At 61.1% G+C, this 19,512-nt stretch carries 15 protein-coding genes; 11 read left to right on the top strand and 4 right to left on the bottom strand.

Features of this window, described 5'->3' with window-relative positions; genetic code table 11:
* Positions 1–320: 320 nt before the first annotated feature.
* Positions 321–1,160 carry an alpha/beta hydrolase gene (locus ACFFT4_RS19340; RefSeq protein ID WP_378050510.1) on the bottom strand — a complete coding sequence of 280 codons (840 nt, stop codon included), beginning with the start codon at positions 1,158–1,160 and terminating at the stop codon, positions 321–323.
* A 419-nt stretch (positions 1,161–1,579) separates the two neighbouring features.
* On the opposite strand from ACFFT4_RS19340, the gene msrA reads away from it, so the two are divergent.
* Positions 1,580–2,557: a peptide-methionine (S)-S-oxide reductase MsrA gene (gene msrA, locus ACFFT4_RS19345; protein ID WP_378050459.1), complete on the top strand. Its 978-nt coding sequence runs from the start codon at positions 1,580–1,582 to the stop codon at positions 2,555–2,557.
* A gap of 145 nt (positions 2,558–2,702) precedes the next feature.
* On the opposite strand, the gene ACFFT4_RS19350 is transcribed toward msrA, so the two are convergent.
* Positions 2,703–3,593, bottom strand: coding sequence for a DNA-3-methyladenine glycosylase 2 (locus ACFFT4_RS19350; protein ID WP_378050460.1), 891 nt, complete (start codon positions 3,591–3,593; stop codon positions 2,703–2,705).
* Positions 3,594–3,790: 197 nt separating this feature from the next.
* Here ACFFT4_RS19350 and ACFFT4_RS19355 point away from each other — a divergent pair, with 197 nt between their 5' ends.
* Both ACFFT4_RS19355 and ACFFT4_RS19360 read left to right on the top strand, forming a co-directional pair.
* Positions 3,791–4,723: a manganese-dependent inorganic pyrophosphatase gene (locus ACFFT4_RS19355; RefSeq protein ID WP_378050461.1), complete on the top strand. Its 933-nt coding sequence runs from the start codon at positions 3,791–3,793 to the stop codon at positions 4,721–4,723.
* A 197-nt stretch (positions 4,724–4,920) separates the two neighbouring features.
* Positions 4,921–5,916, top strand: a complete 996-nt coding sequence (locus ACFFT4_RS19360; RefSeq protein ID WP_378050511.1) for an LLM class flavin-dependent oxidoreductase — start codon at positions 4,921–4,923, stop codon at positions 5,914–5,916.
* A gap of 41 nt (positions 5,917–5,957) precedes the next feature.
* Here the strand turns inward: ACFFT4_RS19360 and ACFFT4_RS19365 are convergent, their stop codons facing one another.
* Both ACFFT4_RS19365 and ACFFT4_RS19370 read right to left on the bottom strand, forming a co-directional pair.
* Positions 5,958–6,749, bottom strand: a complete 792-nt coding sequence (locus tag ACFFT4_RS19365; RefSeq protein ID WP_378050462.1) for a GGDEF domain-containing protein — start codon at positions 6,747–6,749, stop codon at positions 5,958–5,960.
* Positions 6,746–7,099, bottom strand: coding sequence for a hypothetical protein (locus ACFFT4_RS19370; RefSeq protein WP_378050463.1), 354 nt, complete (start codon positions 7,097–7,099; stop codon positions 6,746–6,748). The genes ACFFT4_RS19365 and ACFFT4_RS19370 overlap by 4 nt, the downstream gene beginning before the upstream one ends.
* Positions 7,100–7,588: 489 nt before the next feature.
* Here ACFFT4_RS19370 and ACFFT4_RS19375 point away from each other — a divergent pair, with 489 nt between their 5' ends.
* The 8 genes from ACFFT4_RS19375 (at position 7,589) to ACFFT4_RS19410 (ending at position 19,497) form a co-directional block, all read left to right on the top strand.
* Positions 7,589–8,974, top strand: a complete 1,386-nt coding sequence (locus ACFFT4_RS19375) for a helix-turn-helix domain-containing protein (RefSeq protein ID WP_378050464.1) — start codon at positions 7,589–7,591, stop codon at positions 8,972–8,974.
* A gap of 68 nt (positions 8,975–9,042) precedes the next feature.
* Positions 9,043–12,783 (top strand): ABC transporter ATP-binding protein, encoded by a 3,741-nt coding sequence (locus tag ACFFT4_RS19380; protein ID WP_378050512.1) that lies wholly within the window; start codon positions 9,043–9,045, stop codon positions 12,781–12,783.
* Positions 12,780–13,781 (top strand): iron-siderophore ABC transporter substrate-binding protein, encoded by a 1,002-nt coding sequence (locus tag ACFFT4_RS19385; protein WP_378050465.1) that lies wholly within the window; start codon positions 12,780–12,782, stop codon positions 13,779–13,781. Before ACFFT4_RS19380 ends, ACFFT4_RS19385 begins: the two co-directional genes overlap by 4 nt.
* A gap of 196 nt (positions 13,782–13,977) precedes the next feature.
* Positions 13,978–14,772, top strand: coding sequence for a hypothetical protein (locus tag ACFFT4_RS19390; RefSeq protein ID WP_378050466.1), 795 nt, complete (start codon positions 13,978–13,980; stop codon positions 14,770–14,772).
* 39 nt (positions 14,773–14,811) lie between these two features.
* Entirely contained in the window at positions 14,812–16,449 is a 1,638-nt protein-coding gene (locus ACFFT4_RS19395) for a helix-turn-helix domain-containing protein (RefSeq protein WP_378050467.1), read from the top strand.
* Between the two features lie 115 nt (positions 16,450–16,564).
* Complete coding sequence (locus ACFFT4_RS19400; RefSeq protein ID WP_378050468.1) at positions 16,565–17,512, top strand: ABC transporter substrate-binding protein; 948 nt, start codon at positions 16,565–16,567, stop codon at positions 17,510–17,512.
* Complete coding sequence (locus ACFFT4_RS19405; protein WP_378050469.1) at positions 17,509–18,351, top strand: 3-deoxy-7-phosphoheptulonate synthase; 843 nt, start codon at positions 17,509–17,511, stop codon at positions 18,349–18,351. Before ACFFT4_RS19400 ends, ACFFT4_RS19405 begins: the two co-directional genes overlap by 4 nt.
* Before the next feature lie 156 nt (positions 18,352–18,507).
* Positions 18,508–19,497, top strand: a complete 990-nt coding sequence (locus tag ACFFT4_RS19410) for an ABC transporter permease (RefSeq protein ID WP_378050470.1) — start codon at positions 18,508–18,510, stop codon at positions 19,495–19,497.
* The last annotated feature ends 15 nt before the right edge of the window (positions 19,498–19,512 follow it).

Genomic DNA, 19,512 nt, shown 5'->3' on the forward strand with positions numbered 1-19,512 from the left:
CGCCTCCTGATGGGTTTAGGACATTGATCCGTTCAACCCCCATCATACGAGGTGCTTTTTGCTTTGTCCAAGCGTAAATCTTAGACTCTACAGGAATGTTTAAGCAAGCCCATTCGGGCAGTTGGCCGCATTTAGCGGTCTGACAGGCCGTTACGCAAGCCCTTTCGGGCAACTGGCCGCAATTAGCGGTCTGACAGACCGTTGCGGTGGCCAATTCGTGCAGCTGTCCGCAATTAGAGGTCTGACCGACCGCTACTGGGCGGTTTCGACCGATTTTGGAGCCTGGGGGCTCGGCCTGCGTACGGAACAGCCCCTTACCATTATTCGTTCAACCGTTTCGCGAGCCAGTCGCGCACGACGGCGAATACTTCCTCCCGCCGCGTTTCGTTGTGCAGCTCGTGCTTGAAGTCCGGCCATTCCCGCCAATCGACGCGTTCCCCGGCTTTGCCAGCAAATTCCTTGCTCGCGTGAATCGAGGTGACCTTGTCGTCGCCTCCGTGCATGAGCAGCAGCGGCACCTGCAGCATGTACGCATGGTTGAGCGCCCACAGCCCGGCCTTCTGCACGCCGAAGAAAAACCGCGCCGTAATCTGCCCGTGTCCGAGCGGATCGTTCACGTACCGCTCGATCATCGCCGGATCGGTCGTCAGGTTCTCCGCGACCATCGGACGATTGTTCGTATAGGCCGGGTAGACCTGCTCAACGATTTTGCCGACGATCGCTTGCAGCGAAGGAGGCTTGAAGGCCAGCTTCAGCCATGGTCCCGTCACGATCGCTCCGCGAATGGCGGGCTGCCTCCGCAGCAAATAGTTCAGCGTTACGTTGCCGCCCATGCTGTGGCCGTACAGAAATACCGGCAAGCCGGGATATTTTCGCCGCGCTTCGTCCAGCAGCAGATCGACGCCCTCCAGCAGCGATTCGTAAACCGGCACATGCCCGCGCTTGCCTTCCGTCTTGCCGTGGCCTCTCTGATCGAAAGCCAGCACGGCGTAGCCTTCGGCGTTCAGCATCTCCGCCAGGTGGGCGTAACGCCCGGAATGCTCGCCCATGCCGTGGACGAGGCCGACGACCGCCCGCGGCTTCCCGCCGGCGGAATCCGGATTCCACGCGCAAGCGTGCATGCGGGTCTCATCCTTGCATCGCCATTCCATTGTGTTCATGCCCAACCGTCATTCCTCCTCGTTAGGGGAGCCTTTTTTTCCCTATAAACCCATCATATCCGAAATCGGTCCGGCGGGCGAGAGGGTACGAAATTCGCGGGAATGGAATCGAGCTACGGTTGGGGAACGGAATTGAGCTACGGTCGGGAATGGAGTCGAGCTACGGTCGGGAATGGGATCAAGCTACGATCGGGGAATGGGATCGGGCTACGATCACGGGAATGGAATCGAGCCACGATCGGGGAACGGAATCGAGCTACGATCGGGGAATGGGATCAAGCTACGATCGTGGGAACGGAATCGAGCTACAATCACGGAAATGGAACCGAGCCCTGATCGGGGGATTGGAATCGGGACCCGATATTGATTACAATAGAAACAGAACGCAAGCGACAATGGAATACGGAAGGAGCTTCGACATGGAAAATAGCGCGCAACCGTCGCTGCAAAAAGCGACATTCGCCGGCGGATGCTTCTGGTGCATGGTGACGCCGTTCGAGGAGCTGCCGGGCATTCACGGCATCGTATCCGGCTATACCGGAGGGCATACCGTCAATCCGACCTACGAGGAAGTGTGCTCGGAGACGACCGGGCATGCGGAAGCGGTGCAGATTACGTACGATCCGGGAGTATTCCCGTACAGCAAGCTGCTCGACATTTATTGGCGCTCGGTCGATCCGACCGATGCGGAAGGGCAGTTCCACGATCGGGGATCGTCTTATCGCCCCGTTATTTTTTATCACGACGAGCAGCAGCGCCACGAGGCCGAAGCGTCCAAGGAGGAGCTGCAGCGGAGCGGGCGGTTCGACAAGCCGATCGCGGTCGCGATCGAGCCGGCTGCCGAGTTCTATGCGGCGGAGGAGTACCATCAGGACTATCACCGCAAAAATCCGCTCAGATACAAGTATTATCGCCACGGCTCGGGCCGCGACTCGTTCATCGGGCAGCACTGGAATACGGCGAAGGACAAGGAGGAGCTGCAGAAGGAGCTGCGTCAGCGGCTTACGCCGATGCAGTTCGAGGTGACGCAGAACAGCGCGACCGAGCCTCCGTTCCGCAACGAATTCTACAACAATACGGAGCAGGGCATCTACGTCGATATCGTCTCCGGCGAGCCGCTGTTCAGCTCCCGCGATCAGTTCGACGCGGGCTGCGGCTGGCCGAGCTTCTCGAAGCCGCTGCACGGCGGCAACATTCAGGAGCGTCAGGATCTCACCCACGGCATGTACCGGGTCGAAGTGAGAAGCCGGGAGGCCGACTCCCATCTCGGCCACGTGTTCGACGACGGACCGATGCCGGGCGGGCTGCGCTACTGCATCAATTCCGCTTCCCTGCGGTTTATTCCGAAGGAGCGGATGGAGGAGGAAGGCTACGGCCGTTATTTGCCGGAGCTGTAAGTCCGACCGGGCCGGGCGACGGCATCCCGCCGAAGAACGCTCTGCCATGCCGGAGAGTGGCCGATCCGGGGAACCTCTTGCCGCAGAACGCCCGCCAGAGCGGGGATCGCCTGCCCTGCCGCAGAACGTCCCGCACGGCAAGGCGTTAATAAAGCACGCGCCATAAATAAAACGTCGCATAGGCTTCCCAGCCTCGCCAGCCGACCGCCAGCTCCTTGATCCGGGCCGCGGTCGGCTTTTGCTCCATCCGCAGTACCGCTTTGATTGCGTTGTGCAGGCCGACGTCGTCGATCGGAAAGGCGGACGGATAGCGCAGACACCTCATCAGCACGTAGTTGGCCGTCCAGGGACCGATGCCGCGGATCGAGACGAGCCTTTTTTCCGCGGAGCGGATATCGCCTTCCAGCAGTACGGCTCTGCCGAGCTCCCCGTCCGCGATCAGGCGGGCGACGCCGATCAAATACTCGGCCTTCTTCGTCGTCATCTTCAGCGCGGCGATATCGCCGACGTCCAGCCCGGCAATGTCGCGCGGCTCCGGAAACAGCCAGCAGTCGACGTCTCCGCGCCGGACCTGCCGCCCGAACGCCTCGACGAACCGGCGCTTGAGCGTATAAGCGAACGCCAGGTTGATCTGCTGGCCGATAATGCCCCAGCACAGCGCCTCGAACAGGTCGGGAATGCCCATGTTGCGCAGACCGTACAGCCGGGAAACGACGTCGCGCAGAAGCGGATCGCGGCCGGCCAGCTCGTAAAAAGGAGACAAATCGTTGTCGAGATCGAACCAGTCCCGCGTGTAGGCGACGACCTCCCGCTCGGTCTCGGGGCTCCACGGCTCGTCGTCCAGCGGAAGCACGAGCAGGCTGCCCGGCTCCGCCGCGACCTCGAAGAAGGGCGAGCGCGACCCGCAGGGGATCGTCTTGAACAGCCGGCCGTCGCGAATGCGGTACAGGCTCTCGTCGGGCGAGCGCGACAAGTAATCGAGATTAACGGAAAAGTCGAATTCGGCGGGAACGGGAATGCGAATCGTTCGGTTCATGGCGAGTCTCCTTCGGTTTGAATTCAGCTTCTATAGTTGTACCACAAATCGGAAGACGGCGAGTTGCGTAATCTTGCGGTTTTATTTCGGAGCAATGGCGAGGTAAATCTATCGGAATAGAGCGTGCTTTGTCTTGCTTCCGACGGCGCTTTTGCGGTATACTTTTCTCGCCAATATCATAGATGAGGAGCAAGAAAATGAGCAAAGTATTGATTTTCGGTCACAAAAATCCGGATACGGATACGATTTGTTCTGCCATTGCTTACGCGGATTTGAAAACTCAGCTCGGGGAAGAAGTCGAAGCGGTCCGCCTCGGCGCCGTCGGCGGCGAAACCCAATTCGCGCTGGACAAGTTCGGCTTCGCGGCTCCGCGCCTGGTCGAGACGGTCGCGGGCGAAGCCAAAGGCGTCATTCTCGTTGATCATAACGAACGCCAGCAAAGCGTCTCCGACATCGATCAAGTGACGGTGCTCGAGGTCGTCGACCATCACCGGATCGCCAACTTCGAGACGAGCGCGCCGCTGTACTATCGCGCTGAGCCGGTCGGCTGCACCGCGACGATTCTGCTCAAGCTGTACAAGGAGAACGGCAAGTCCGTTCCCGCCAACGTTGCCGGCCTGATGCTGTCGGCCATCATCTCGGATTCCTTGCTGTTCAAATCTCCGACCTGCACCGCGCAGGACGTTGCCGCCGCCAAGGAATTGGCTGCGATCGCCGGCGTGGACGCTGACAGCTACGGCCTCGATATGCTGAAAGCCGGAGCCGATCTGAGCGACAAGACCATCGCGCAGCTGATCTCGCTGGACGCCAAGGAGTTCAGCATGGGCCAGGCGAAAGTCGAGATCGCCCAAGTGAACGCGGTCGACGTCAACGACGTGCTGTCCAAGCAAGCCGAGCTGGAAGACGCGCTGACCGGCATCATTAACGAGAAGGGCCTCGACCTGTTCCTGTTCGTCGTGACCGACATTCTGAACAACGATTCCGTCGGTCTTGCCCTCGGCAAAGCGGCGGACGCGGTCGAAGAAGCCTACAGCGTGAAGATCGAGAACAACCGCGCGCTCTTGAAGGGAGTCGTCTCCCGCAAGTCGCAGATCGTTCCCGTTCTGACCGATATTTTCAACAAGCGCTAACGGTTGAGAGAGAGGGGGCTGTTCCGTAAGTAGGGGAGTACAGGATTATCGATGAGGAGAAGCGGGCATCCGGCCGCTGGAGACAGAGACGGATGTTCCGTCGCCCGTCGATTATCGTGAAGTGCGACTCCGCATACTTATGGGGCGGCTCCTTTTGTGCATGGATGCACGAACAAGAAGCATGGAGGCTTCGAGACATCATGAAACTAAGCGTACTGGAACACTCTCACATCAACGAAGGCAGGTCCGCAAGAGACGCGCTGGACGAGACGACGGCGCTGGCCCGGGAGACGGAGAAGCTCGGGTATTATCGGTTCTGGGTGTCGGAGCATCACGGAAGCGCCGCGCTGGCCTCCTCCAGCCCGGAAATTCTGATCGCCCACATCGCCGCGCACACCAAGTCGATTCGCGTCGGCTCGGGCGGCATTATGCTGCCGCATTACAGCGCTTACAAAGTCGCCGAGAACTTCAAGCTGCTGGAAGCTCTCCATCCCGGCCGCATCGACATGGGCCTGGGCCGCGCGCCGGGAGGAAGTCCGCTCTCGACCCGCGCGCTGCAGGAGCATAAGCGCTACGACGTCGATCCGTATCCTCAGCAGGTCGTCGATCTGTATCACTACCTGCGGGACGACAACGCGGCCAACCACCGGTTTTCCGGGCTGCGGGCCTTCCCCGAGACGGAGGGCATGCCCGAGCTGTGGCTGCTCGGCTCCAGCGACGGCACGGCCAAGATTGCGGCGCAGCTTGGCGCCCCGTATGCGTTCGCGCAGTTTTTCGGCGCGGCCGGCGACGAGCCGCTGCAGCATTACAACTCTTATTTTCAGCCTTCGTCCTACTGCGAGCGGCCCAAAGCGCTCGCCGCCGTCATGGCGGTGTGCGCCGACACGGAGGAGGAGGCGAGGCAGCTGGCGCGCAGCAACGAGCTGTTCTTCCTCAAGCTGCTTACCGGACAGGAGCTTCGCTTCATGCCTTCGGTGAAAACCGCGTCGGAGTATCCTTACTCGGCCGCGGAGCAGCAGGTGCTCGAACAGATGCGGACGCGCCGGTTTATCGGCACGCCGGGACAAGTGAAGGAGGCGCTGAAGCGCTACGCGGACCGGATGCATCTGGACGAGCTGATGATCGTCTCGCACATTCACGATTTCGAGAAGCGGGTTCGCTCCTACCGCTATATCGCGGAGGCTTTTCAATGAGCCGCCCCGGCAAAGCGCACGGAGGCCGTTCCCTTGGGCCGTCAGCGGGGCACGGGCTTGGAGGACGTGGACAGCAGGCTGGCTTCGCTTAAAATGTCGCGGAACATCTGCGAGAACGCGGATTCGCTCTGAACGGCGATGGAGCCTACGGACGCGGATACCGCAACGTTGTCGAGCACGACCGGCCGCGCCAAAAAATCGGTGAACGAAGCCACGCCGGCCTCGTCTCCCAAAGTGATCAGCACGAATTCGTCTCCGGCGTAGCGGCATAGATAATCGCGTTCTTTAACCGCGAGCGAGGAAATCCGGTTCGCGTATTCGCGGATGACGTCGTCGCCGAACGGATGGCCGTAGCGCTTGTTGATTTCTCCGAAGCGGTTCAGATCGACGAACAGCAGATGGAACGGCTGGCGCTTCTTCAGCATCGACTCCCCGACGGCGTGAATGTAAGGCGAACGGTACAGGCCGCACAGCGGGTCCCGCAGCTCCGACAGCTTCAGCAGCACGATCTCCCGGGTGAGAAGCCCGACAAGCGTTCCTTCGTCCATGACGAGCAGATGGTCGGAGCCTTGTTTGTCCATGATCTTCAGCGCATCCCAGACGAGCGTGTCGGGAAACACCTCGGAGGGAGGCGCCGTCATGGCGTCCGCCACGATCCGGTTCGGATGGGAGGAGCGGATATGGGGGGTCGTAACGAGCCCGACAATCGTTCCGTAATCGACGACGACTACCGAGTTCACGTTCCATTCGTTCATGCGTTCCGAAGCATAGGATACGCTCTTGTCGGAAGAGAGGGTACGCACGGAACGGATCATGGATTCCCCGACCTTCACCCCAATTCCACCTCTCTCTGAACGGATAACGCGACCTTCAGCTCGGAGCGCAGAACCATCGTATCGATGATCATGCGCTCTACCTCTTCCATCACGATTTTCATCAAAATGGTCTGGTCCAGCATTTGCAGAATCGAGCTGCGCACGAGCACCGCCTCGATCTTGGGATGCTCAATCTTCAGCAGGGTGAACTGCTCCGGAGACAGCGCTTCGGCCATTCTTCTCACGGCTTCCGGCCCGATCGGCGCCTTCTTGCCGATAATGAGCAGATCCTGCATGGGCGGAACCTCGAATTCCGTAATTTTAAGCGACAGCGTCGCTTTGCGCGAATGTACAGTTGTGTATTCCATCTTGCCTTGTTTCCCCCAAAATTCTAATTTTTCTACTCAAAAGCCCGGACGGCATCCCCAGGTGCAGTCTTGTTCGAACGGCGCTCGAGCCGAATGGCGCAAGCGGAATCCGCAATCCGCTCGATGTCTTCCGGATGAGGGAACTGCCCGTGCCGGCACGGAAATCCGTGCCGAGGAAATGGAAGGGGCGGAACGTCGGCGCCTTGATATCGATAATGCGTCTATGTACCTATATCGTAATTGATTCGTCAGAATCTGCTAAAATCCTTCATGGAACAACGTTTTTTTCTATTCGCTCTTCTTGGCGTCGGGGAGCCCCGTCGAAAAGTGGGCCTTATTGCTTAGGCGAAGGGGTCGGCGGAGCCAGACTCGCCGGTTCGCGGTTGACGTTGAGAATGATTATCATTAAAATAATTCCCATGGACGTCAAGCCGGAGGCGCGGAATCGGGAAGCCGAAATCCGGCGGTCCAGGGAGAGAGGGACGGAAATTGGGAGCAGATGTGAACGGAATCGCGGAAGAATTCATGCGGGTTCCGATGACGATATACGGAGTGCACCTGCTGGTGCTGCAGGCGGGCGCGGTGACGAAGGAGCACAAGGAGCGGCCGACGCGGCATTGCGGGCTGCTCTTCGCGCTGCGCGGCCGGGCGGGCATACGGATCGACGGCGCCTTTTACGGGATGAAGCCCGGAAAAATGGTGCATTGCGCCTACGGAAAAAAGCTGGAAATCGAGGTGGGGGAGGAGGAATTCGAAGGGCTGCTGATTCAATATTTGCCCGGCCAGGGGGAGGAGGCTCTTGCGGGCCTGCGCCACATGCCGCGCTCCTTCGAATTGGAGCCGGGAGCGGACGAGGAGCTGTTCGAGCAGCTTCGCAAGCTGTGCCTGCTCTCCCGGCAATCGGTGCCGGCCTCCGCCTCGAAGCTCGGCGAGCTGCAGCGGCGCATTCTCGGCCTGACGTTCCGGCTGTCGCGGCTCGAGCCGAAGGCGGCCGCCGGCGCGGACGACGGCGGCGGGACGGCGGACGTCGCGGTCGACGCGTTGGCCGACTTGTTCAACAAGACGGCTTTCGTGGTGGAGGACGTCATGCGCCTGTCCATCCTGCCGGGCCAGCGGCTGGAACGTTATCGGCTGCCGAAGAGCGGATTTCTGTTCGTCGTCCGGGGAGAGGCCCGAATGTCGTTCCGGGACGGAGACTACCGTCTGGAGCCGGGGGCGCTGTGCCACGGCTCCGAAGGGCAGCGAATGACCCTTGTTCCGGTCGGCGCGGAGAGCTTCGAATATTACGTCGTTCATTACCGGTTTTGCGAGGAGGGCAACGCGGCGGCGGACGGAACGCCCGGCCATTTCACGCTGCGCCCCGGTCCGCAGCCGCGCCTGCTCGAGCTGCTGGAGAGATTGCACCATACGGCGGTAATGCCGGGCAAGCTGACGAGCTTCCGCAAGAAGGAGCTGTTCCTGTCCGTGCTCGGCGAGACGTTCGCGGCCTGCCAGTCCGTGCGCTTCGGTCCGGGCCAGCTGGAAGCGGTCGAGCGCGCCGTCGGCTACATTCACGTCCACTACGCGGAGCCGCTGACGCTCGAGGAGCTCGCGCGCCTGCAAGGAATGAGCGTCAGGCAGTTTTCCTACCTGTTTCACAAAAATATCGGCATCCGTCCGATCGACTACGTCATCCAGTATCGCATCGGCCGCGCCAGGGAAATTCTGGCGATGAGCCGCACGCCGATCGGAGAGATTGCCGCCATGGTCGGATACGACGATCCGCAATATTTCAGCCGCGTCTTCAGACGGCATACGGGCCTGTCCCCGCGGGAAGCCCGCATGCTGACCCAGCCGAATGCCGGCGTAGACAATCATCCATCTTTTCTTGAATAATCGTGTACTCCTTTCGTTAACGTTCTCTGCTACACTTCTACTGAGAATGAAACTCATTTTCTTTGGAGGTGGCGCATATTCGCGACAAACGATCCGGCCCGCCGACTGGTCCTTACAGCGGCGGGCTTTATGCTGTAAAGCGGCTCTCGCTGTTTCTGCGGGACAGACGGCTGCTGATCGCCGGCTCGGCCGCGCTCGCCATCCTGTCGGCGGCGTTCGGGCTGGCGCCGTTTCTGCTCGTGTACGCGTCCATTCGCCTGATGCTGGAGCAGCCCGACGCGGGCGGAGCGTCCACGATCGCCTTGCTGGGCGGAGCGGCCGTCGCCGCCATTCTGCTCAAGACGTGGACGATGATCGGCTCGCACAACCTGGCGCATCGGACCGCCTACGAGCTGCTGTACGATCTTCGGCTGGAGCTGGCCCGCAAGCTCGCCCGGCTGCCGCTCGGTTATTTCCAGAAGCGGGATACCGGACAGCTCAAGCATACGATGCACGAGCAGGTCGAACGCATCGAGGAGGGGGTCGCGCATCTGATTCCCGATATCGCCGCATCGGTCGCCGTGCCGCTGGTCGCCTATGCCGCAATGTTCGCGATCGATTGGCGGCTCGCTCTGGCCGCTGCGGCCGCGGCTCCGCTGCTGTTCTTCCTGTACCGGACGGTGCAGCGCAAGGTGAACGGCTATCGCCGCCGGTACGGAGAAGCGCAGACGCGTCTCTCGTCGGCGCTGCTCCGCTACGTGCACGGCATGAAGGTGATCAAGGCGTTTGCTCGCTCCGAAGAGGCGTACGGGCAATTCGCCGAAGCGGTGCGGGAGAGCGAGCGTATGACGACGGGGCTGCATCTGCGAAGCCTGCCGCTCAAGTCGGTCACGGTCGCGCTGTCGCGTGCCCCGATGCTTCTCGTGCTGCCGCTCGGCACGGTGCTGTACGCCCGCGGCGAGCTGCCGCTGGAGACGCTTGTCTTTTTCCTGCTCGCGACGATGGGAATCGGCAAGCCGCTGCTTAAGCTGATGGGCACCGGAGGGATGGTGAGCTTCCGGATCGCCGCCGCCGTCCGCGAGGTCGGAGAGCTGCTGGACGAGGATGAGCTGCCCGAGCCGCGGGAGCCGAAGCGGCCCGCAGGGTCCGAAATCCGACTGGACGGCGTTTCGTTCGGCTACGGGGACAGGCGGACGCTCCGCGACGTGTCCCTGCGCGTGCCGGAAGGCAAGCTGACCGCCCTGGTCGGACCGTCCGGCGCGGGCAAAACGACGGTGGCCAAGCTGATCGCCCGTTTCTGGGACGCGGACGAGGGCACGGTGTCCATCGGCGGTGCGGACGTGCGGGAGATGGCCTCCGAGGAGCGGATGGGCCGGCTGTCCTTCGTGCTGCAGGACGAATTTCTGTTCGAGGAATCGATTCTGGAAAACATCCGCAAGGGCCGCGCGGACGCGACCGACGCGGAGGCGATCGAGGCGGCGAAGCTGGCCGGCTGCCACGACTTTATCACGCGGCTGCCCGACGGATACGATACTGTCGTCGGCGGGCAGGGAGGGACGCTGAGCGGCGGGCAGCGGCAGATGATCGCGATTGCCCGCGCGATCGTCAAGGACGCGCCCATCGTCATCCTGGACGAGGCGACCGCCTTCGTCGATCCGGAGAACGAAGGCCGGCTGCGCGACGCCTTGTCCGCGCTCATGCGCGGCAAAAACGGCAAGGGCGGCAAGAGCGGCAAGAGCGTCGGGGGCAAGACGATGCTCATGATCGCGCACCGTCTGACGAGCATCGTGCATGCCGACCAGATTATCGTCATGTCGGAGGGCGCGGTGCGCGCGACCGGCACGCACGCCGAGCTGCTGGAAGGCTGCGAGCTGTACCGGGGCATGTGGCAGGCGTATAACACGAGCCCGGCGATCGGCTCCGGGCGCGGGGAGCGGACCGCGCAGCCCGCGGCGGCTCAAGCGCCTACCCGGCGGCCGAACGCAGAGGAGCCGTCCGACGACGACGCGTTCGATCCCGGCGAGCTCGCGCCCGGAAGAAATCCGCGCGCGCTGTGGCAGGCGATCAGGCGGCTGGCCGGCGGCGCCTTCCCGCAATTTCTCGGCAGCCTGCGCTGTGCCGCGCTGGAAAGCCCGTTTATCGCCGCTGCTCCCTTGTCCGCGGCGCTGGCCTTCTACGGCCTGTGGGCGGAGCGATTCGCGCTCGCCTGGACGGGGATCGGGCTGCTGCTTGCCGCGTTCGCCGGGCAGGGCCTGCTGTTTTATCTCGGCCATCGTCACTCGCTGAGACTCGAGGGCGATATTCGCGTCCGGCTGCGCACGCGCCTCGGCGTTCATCTGCGCCGGCTGCCGCTCGGCTTTTACGACAAGTATCCGGCTTCGACCGTGGAGAGCCGGATGCGCATGGACGCGCACAACGGCGCGCTGTTTCATACGATCGCGACTTCGTCCGTCCGCGGCCTGCTGGCCGCGCTGCTCACAGCGGGGCTGCTGCTTGCGCTGGACTGGCGGCTGGCCTGCGTCGGCCTCGCCGGAGTGCCGCTGTCGCTGGCCGTGACCGCGGCGGCCGACCGCAAGTTCGCGGCGCTGCTGGCCAGCCAGGACGAGCCGCGCAAGGAGGCGAACCGCCGAATCACCGAATATATCCGCGGCGTGCCGCTGATCCGGGCGTTCGGCCTGAAGAGCGCCCAGCTTCGTCCGTTCATGGAGGCGATGGCGGCGTACCGCGACCGCAGCATCGCCTACAACCGGAAGCTGGCCGGTTATATCGCCCTGGACGGCGCCGTGTTCGAGCTGGGCTTCGCCGCGGTGCTGGCGGCCGGCGCGGGCTTGTACGCGCAAGGAGCGATCGAGCCGCTTACGCTGTCGCTCGCGCTGCTGCTGACGCTGGGGCTGTACGAGCCGCTGCCGCTGCTGGAGCTGGCCGGATTCAGACGTTTGCTGCAGCGCGCGCTGCGGAACCTGCGGGAGATTTTCGGCGCGGAGCCGCTTCGCGAGCCCGCGCCGGAGGAGGAGCTGCTGCCCCTGGACGGGGGAATCGCGCTGGAGCGGGTGAGCTTCTCCTACGGGGACCGGCCCATTCTGCAGGACGTTACGCTGCGCATTCCCGAGGGCCGGGTGACGGCGCTGGTCGGGCCGTCGGGAAGCGGCAAAACAACGCTGCTTAATCTGATCGCCCGCTTCTGGGACGTCGGTCAAGGCAGCGTCGCGGTCGGCGGCGCGGACGTGCGGCGGATGCGCTCGGATACGCTGATGTCGCGGCTGTCCATGGTATTCCAGGACGTCTACCTGTTCAACGACACGCTGATGAACAATATCCGCTTCGGACGTCCCGAAGCGACCGACGAGCAGGTGTACGCTGCGGCCCGGGCGGCCTGCTGCGACGACTTTATCCGCGAGCTCCCGGACGGATACGACACCGTGGCCGGAGAGGGGGGCGGGAAGCTGTCCGGCGGAGAGCGGCAGCGGATCTCCATCGCCCGCGCGCTGCTGAAGGACGCCCCGATTCTGCTGCTGGACGAGGCGACGGCCAGCATGGACCCGGATAACGAGCTGCTGGTGACCCGGGCTCTGCAGGAGCTTGCGCAGGGCAAGACGGTCGTAATGATCGCCCACCGGCTGCATACGATCCGCAACGCCGACTGCATTTTTGTGATGGACCAAGGACGTGTGGCCGATCAGGGCACACACGAAGAGCTGATCGACCGCTGCGAGCTTTACCGCCGTTTCTGGAACGAACGGCTGCGGGCCGAGACCCGCGCCTGGAACGAGCACGAACCAACTAAACCATTCGAACCAACTAAACCATTCAAGGAGCCCGTACAATCATGAGAACCGCTAACCGTTTATCCGTCATCCTTGTCCTTTTGCTGCTGACCGCGCTTGCCGCCGCCTGCGGGGAGAAGGCGAACGACGCCGCTCCCGCGTCCGAATCCGCGCCTGCCGCCGAATCGGCCCCGGCCTCCCAGCCTGCGGAGAGCGGCCCGTACCCGCGCACCATTACCGATTACAAAAACAAAAGCGTCGAGCTGAAGACCGAGCCGCAGCGGATCGCCGTCACCGACTACGTCATTTTCAGCCATCTTGTCTCGCTCGATTATTACCCGATGGCGGCCAACATGTACGACTCCTACATTTCCATCATGGAATCGATGAAGTCCCGTCTGCAGGGCAAGTCCATTGAGAACCTGGGCGAGTGGGACGCGATCAACCTGGAGAAAACGGCGTCGCTGGAGCCCGATCTGATTCTGTCCAGCACCTCCGACGCCGACAAGGCGTACGAGCAGCTCGAAGCCATCGCTCCGGTGCTCTTCTACGATCCGGTCAAAATGGGCAACACCGAGACGGACTGGAAATGGGGAGTCCGGGAGCTGGCCAAGGTCATCGCGCAGGAGGAGAAAGCCGAGCAGGTCATCGCGGACACCGAGCGGACGATGGCCGAGAAGAAAGCCGAGTTTGCCGCCCACGAAGGGAAGACGGTCGCCTTCTTCCTGTACTCCAAAGCCCGCGGCGGCTTCACGATGCAGTCCTATACGGCGCTGAAGGCGTATTACGAAGGACTCGGCCTGACGCCGGCCCTCCGCAACGAGGCGGTCGAGACGATCTCCATGGAGGGCCTGGTGGACCTGGACCCGGATTATATTTTTATTTTCGAGACGAACGGCTCGGTCGCCCAGGAGCTTGAAGAGATGAAGGGCGACAAAGTCTGGAACGGCCTGAAAGCGGTGAAGAACGATCAAGTGTTTTTCGCCAACTTCTCCATGGCCGTCATGTCGCCGGTTAATTTGCTCTACGGAATCGACGTGATCGACAAGGCGTTGAACCGATAGCGCGAGCGGGAACGAGAGAGAAGAAACCCCGGATGGGAACGACGCTTCGCGGCGGAAGTTTCCCCCGGGGTTTCTGTTTGTTGACGTTGATAATGATTATCATTTACAATAACGAATGTGGAGCTTTTTGTTATCGTATACGAGCGCTTATCGATTTTGGCCTGGAAATCCCGTTAACACGCGAGGAGGGCGCGCATTGGCCAAGCTGGACTTTAACTGGATGGAGAAAAGCTTTCATTTGATGATGGTGGAGCCGAAAGACAGCGTTTATTCGGCTTCGGTCGCGGAGCTGCTGAACGCGAACGACATGCAGACGTTTCTGGCCGTGTACGCGCTGCAGATCGGCGCGCTGGACTGCGCCGCCGCTGCCGCCTATTTTATTCGCCGCCTCGCCGGCGTGCTGCTGGCCCAGCAATATTTTATTTCCGTGCACAATACGATTGTCGATTTCTCTCTTGCCAATCTGAAAGTCTACTTGACCGATCAGGCGCGTGTCGTCTTTCAGCCCCAGGTATGGCGGGAGGAGACGGGGCCGCTCGACGAAGAGAAGCGCAATCGTTGGCTGCTGCAGACGCAGAGCTTTCTGTACGGCGAGGTGGCTTGGCCGATTATCCGCAGCTTGTCCGCTCTCAGCCATATGCGCGTCGAGGAGCTGTGGGGCCAGCTGCCGACCTTGTTTCTGTACCGGCTGCGCACGTTAAGCAAAACGATGAACAAATCGGAATATCGCAAGCGCCTGGAGCAGGACTTCTATTTTCTGAGGCAGGAGGTGCCGCCCTCGGTCTTCCACCTGTCGTCCAACCCGTTCGATCACCGCGCGCGGATGGTTCCGCATATCGAGAACCCCGGGCTGCAGGTGCAGCTCAAACCGGCGTGCTGCAGGTATTACCGAACGGAGAGCGGCGTGTATTGCTACACGTGTCCGCTGCTTGACGACGAGGACCGGGAAATCCGGCGGATGCTGCACAGAGCCCAACGCAGCTCGGGTTGATCCCGAATTCAGGACGCGAAGAGACAGGGGGAGAGGAAAATGAATCCGGAGGACAAGCGTCATCCGTTTTTCCATCGGACTTTGGCGACGATCAGACAGTGCGCGCAGGTGACGATCGATCCGGATCGGGAGCAGGAGGCGGTCGAGCAGAAGGGTCACGGCATTTTGCTGGCGCTTAAAGGCCGGGGACAGATTTACATCAACAATCGTCCGTCGCAGCTCGGCCGGAACAAGGTGTTCGTCATTCCTGCGGGGACCATTACCCGCATTACCGGCGAACGCGACCATCCACTGACGGTTTACCGGCTTTCCTTCGACCTTTACCGCATGAGCCGAGGCGGCGAGAGGGAGCTTCTGCTGGAACGGGAAGCTTCCTTCCCGCTGGAAGGGAAGCTTCATATCGCCGACCCGGCCGCAATGGCCGATCTGCTGCGCCGGCTGGAGGCGATGGGCCCGCATGCGGAGGAAGACGGCGATCCTTCGCTGTACCAGTCCGATCTGCGGGAGCTGTTCGATATGCTGCTGCAGGCGGGACCCGTTCCGCACGACGCGCACGATCCGATTCGGAGGACGATCCGGCATATGCAGCGCCATTACGCGGGCAGCCTTACGCTGCAAACGCTGGCGGACGTCGCCGGCTCGCATCCCACCTATTACTCGGCGCAGTTCAAGCGCCGGCTGGGCATAAGCCCGATCGATTATTTGAATCGTCTGCGCCTCAATCGCGCGAAGGAGCTGATGCTCTCCGCTCACGACAAGATGAAGGACATCGCCCGGCTCAGCGGCTTCAGCGACGAGTTTTATTTCAGCCGCAGATTTAAGAGCGGCTTCGGCATTCCTCCGACGTCTTATTTGAGAGACCATCGGCCGAGCCGCATCGTATCGTTGTCCTCTCCCTATACCGATCATCTGCTTGCGCTGGGCGTGCAGCCGTACCGGGAGGAGGCGCCGGAGGAGCTGGTCTCCGAGCGCAAATGGATCGCCGCCCGGAAGGACGGTCTGGCCAGCTGGGAGCTGCGAAGGCGGGAGCTGTTGGCCCTCAAGCCGGACGTTCTCCTCTGCAAGGAGCATATCCTCGCCGAGACCAGAATGTATATGGGCGACATCGCGCCGGTCGTAACCGTCCCGTGGCTGCGGCTCGACTGCTTTGACCACATGAGGGAAATCGCGAATCTGACCGGCAAGGAGCAAGACGCGCGGGAATGGATCGAGCGCTACGAGAGCCGGGCGGAGAAGGGCCGGCGCCAGGTCGCCCGGACAATCGGAGGCAGCTCCGCAGCCATCTGCGTCATTACCGACAAGCAGATCAGGCTGTACGGGGAACGCAATATCGGACACGTCTTTTACCGCTCGCTGCAGCTTGCGCCGCCGGACATCGTCCGCGCGGAGATGAACAAGCATCGCGCGGGCACGGTGTTTAACTGGATGGCGATTCCGCCCGAACAATTCGACCGTTACGAAGCCGACTATTTATTTGTGCTCGTAGAGCCCAAGGAAGGCGCGGCCGCCAACTTCGATCGGCTGCGGGCCGGCGAGAGCTGGCAGCGGCATCCGGCCGTCAGAAGCCGGCGGGTCTATTCGCTGGATTGGCAGGCGTGGATTCCCTATTCGCCTTACTCCATCAGCCGCCAATTGAACGGCGCGGTCGCCCTGCTCTCGAATACGGCATTGGCATAAAAAAATCCAAAGGTCAAATCGTAAGATTTGCCATGGAGCCGAGACCGGACGAGCCGTATAATCAATAACGATAATGATTCTCATTATTGACTATACGGTATGGAGGCACATCGGAATGAAGAAGGGTTATTCTCTCCTTGTTTTACTGCTGCTTGCGTTTACGGCCGCATGCGGCGGCAGCGGGCAGCAGCCCGCCGCGGAAGGCTCGCAGGGGGCCGCCGAGTCTGCCGGCGCGCAAACCGGCGCCCAAGAGAAACGCATCGTCTCGCTGTCGATGCCGCACACGAGCAACCTGCTGGCTCTGGGAATCAAGCCTTACGGAGCCGTTACGCAAGGCGGCAAAAATTTTCTGCCCCATGTGGCGGATATGCTGACGGGAACGGTAAACCTGGGGAACTCGCAGGAGCCGAATCTGGAGGCGATCGTCGCTGCGGCTCCGGATCTGATTATCGGTCAGGACGAGCTGTTAAAGGACAACCGGGAGGCCATCGAGAAAATCGCTCCGCTCTACTCGCTGCCCGCTTTCGGCGAGCTGACCTGGCGCGATCAACTGGTCAAGCTCGGGGAGGAGACCGGGCGTTCCGAACAAGCGGAAGCGTTTCTGGCCGAATACGACGAGAAATTGGCGGCGATCAAGGATAAAGTTCGGCAGACGGTCGGCGAGGGTACGGTAATGGTGCTGCGGGTAATGCCGAAGGAGCTGCGCTTGTACGGAATGGACCGCAGCTACGGCTCTCTGCTGTATCAGGATTTGGGGCTTAACCCGGTCCCGGGGCTGGAGAAGCTGCCGGAAGGGCCGCAGTCCATCTCGCGGGAATTGCTGCCCGAGTACGACGCGGATCATATTTTGCTGGAGGTATCGTCGTCCGACGACGCGCAGCAGCTGTACAAGGAGCTTCAAGGCAGCGAGATTTGGAAAAGCATGACCGCCGTCAAGAACGGCAACGTCCATATGATCGAACAGCAGCCGTGGCTCGATTATTCGGCGATGGGGATGATGAAGTCGCTGGAGCTGGCGGAAACGTTGTTTGAAAAAGAGGCCTCGGCGGGTACGGGATCATGAGCGGGCTGAAGGACACCGGCGATTACGGCGGACCGAGCAGCCGAAGCTGCCAGGCCGCGGACACCGTCATTCGGATCCGGGACACGGTCATCGGCGGGAAGTCGATCTCCGTAATCGGCGGACCCAGCGACAGCGTGCCCCGGGAGGAATTCGCACAAACGGCCCGTTTGCTGAAGCGGTCGGGAGCCGACATCCTGCGCGGCGAGTTCGTTCTGGGCGTCGAGGAGGGCATGGACGTCGAAGGGCTGAAGATGCTGCAGGACGTTGCCCATAGCTGCGGCATGCTGGCTCTGACGCCCGTTCCGTCCTCGCAGCATGCGGAAGTATGCGCGGAATACGCCGATATTTTGGCCGTCGGCGTGCGGAACATGCAGAATCGCGACCTGCTGAGTCATCTGGCCAAGACGGGAAAATGCATTTTGCTGAGACGGGGCTTAAGCGCGACCTATCGGGATTTGCTCGGCGCGGCCGATTTTATCTTAAGCCGGGGCAATCCCAACGTGATCCTGCTGGAACGGGGCATTCGCACCTTCGAGTCCTATACGCGCAACACGCTCGACATTGCCGCCGTTCCGGCGCTTCAGCGGCTCAGCCATCTTCCCGTATTCGCGGACCCTTCGCATGCGCCGGGAAGGCGAGAGATGGTCGACCCGCTCGGCAAGGCGGCGATCGCGGCAGGGGCCAGCGGCATTTTTATCGAGCTGGATCTCGACGAGGCAGGCGACAACCCCAGACGCGTGTCCCTGTCCCCGCGCCAATGGAGCGAGCTGGGGCGCGATCTGGCCAAGCTGGCCCCGATCGTCGGCAGATTATACGGCTCGGCTGGGGAATCCCGATAAATTTAAGAAATAAATAAGACGACAACTGTTCCGTTTTTCTCGGCGCAGGTGTCGTTTTTTTTGTGCCCGGAAGATAAGCAATAATTAGTGCAAAAAGCCGAAGTTTTTATTATTTTCAGCCTTCCTCGCGCCCATTACAATAAAGCGTAGCCAAGGATGGAAGCGTTAGCAATCGAAGCCGGCGCAACGTTTCCGAACGGCTTTGCAGAAGAGGAGTGGGAAGAATTGAGGGAAGGATCGGGATTAAAAGCGGCGGGGGTGCGCCTGTTTGGACTCTCGTTGCCGCTGCTGCTGGTTGTGTTTTTATTTTCGTATCTTCCGTTATACGGATGGATCTACGCCTTCTACGATTATCATGCCGGGATGAAGCTGACCGATACCGAATTTGTAGGTTTGCGGCATTTTGCGGAGCTGATAGAGAATCCTGCGATGGCGGACGAGATTGTGAGGGTGCTTCGAAATACGTTTGCGATGAGCTTTCTTGGCATCGCGACTTCGCCTCTGCCGGCGCTGTTCGCCATCTTCTTGCTGGAGATCCGCTCGGGAGCCTTTCGCAAGCTCGTGCAGACGTTGACGACCTTGCCGAATTTTATTAGCTGGATTCTCGTCTACGCGGTAGCCTGGTCCATCTTCTCGGTAGGCGACGGATTTTTGAACCGCTTGCTCGTCAAGCTCGACTGGATCGAGACGGAAATCAATTTCCTCGCTTCCTCCGATCACGTCTGGCTGACGATGCTCGGCTACTCATTATGGAAGGGACTGGGGTGGGGGGCGATTATTTTTCTGGCCGCGATCGCCTCGATCGATCACGAGCAGTACGAAGCGGCTACGGTGGACGGAGCGGGGCGATTTCAGAAAATGCGGCACGTTACGATTCCCGGCATTATGCCGACCTTCTTTGTTCTGCTGCTGCTATCGATCGCCAATTTCATCAACAGCGGAATGGAGCAGTATTTTATTTTCCAGAATCCGCTCAACAAAGACAGGATCGAAGTTCTCGATCTGTACGTGTACAACCAGGGGATGGTCGGACAGAGCGTTTCGTACGCCACGGTCGTCAGCATGCTCAAGTCCCTGGTCAGCGTGGCGCTGCTGTTTTTTGCGAATGCGCTGTCCAAGGTTGTGCGCAAGGAATCCATCATATAGCGGTTGGAGGTAAAC

The organism is Cohnella cellulosilytica, assembly GCF_042431195.1.
In the GTDB taxonomy this organism is placed as follows: Bacteria; Bacillota; Bacilli; order Paenibacillales; family Paenibacillaceae; genus Cohnella; species Cohnella cellulosilytica.

Excerpts from the sequence above, each read along its gene's own strand:
- ACFFT4_RS19350 (WP_378050460.1), bottom strand. The coding sequence starts at position 3,593 with ATGAACCGAACGATTCGCATTCCCGTTCCCGCCGAATTCGACTTTTCC.
- ACFFT4_RS19405 (WP_378050469.1), top strand. The coding sequence starts at position 17,509 with ATGAGCGGGCTGAAGGACACCGGCGATTACGGCGGACCGAGCAGCCGA.
- ACFFT4_RS19410 (WP_378050470.1), top strand. The coding sequence starts at position 18,508 with ATGGAAGCGTTAGCAATCGAAGCCGGCGCAACGTTTCCGAACGGCTTT.
- ACFFT4_RS19385 (WP_378050465.1), top strand. The coding sequence starts at position 12,780 with ATGAGAACCGCTAACCGTTTATCCGTCATCCTTGTCCTTTTGCTGCTG.
- ACFFT4_RS19395 (WP_378050467.1), top strand. The coding sequence starts at position 14,812 with ATGAATCCGGAGGACAAGCGTCATCCGTTTTTCCATCGGACTTTGGCG.
- ACFFT4_RS19340 (WP_378050510.1), bottom strand. The coding sequence starts at position 1,160 with ATGAACACAATGGAATGGCGATGCAAGGATGAGACCCGCATGCACGCT.
- ACFFT4_RS19400 (WP_378050468.1), top strand. The coding sequence starts at position 16,565 with ATGAAGAAGGGTTATTCTCTCCTTGTTTTACTGCTGCTTGCGTTTACG.
- ACFFT4_RS19355 (WP_378050461.1), top strand. The coding sequence starts at position 3,791 with ATGAGCAAAGTATTGATTTTCGGTCACAAAAATCCGGATACGGATACG.
- msrA (WP_378050459.1), top strand. The coding sequence starts at position 1,580 with ATGGAAAATAGCGCGCAACCGTCGCTGCAAAAAGCGACATTCGCCGGC.
- ACFFT4_RS19370 (WP_378050463.1), bottom strand. The coding sequence starts at position 7,099 with ATGGAATACACAACTGTACATTCGCGCAAAGCGACGCTGTCGCTTAAA.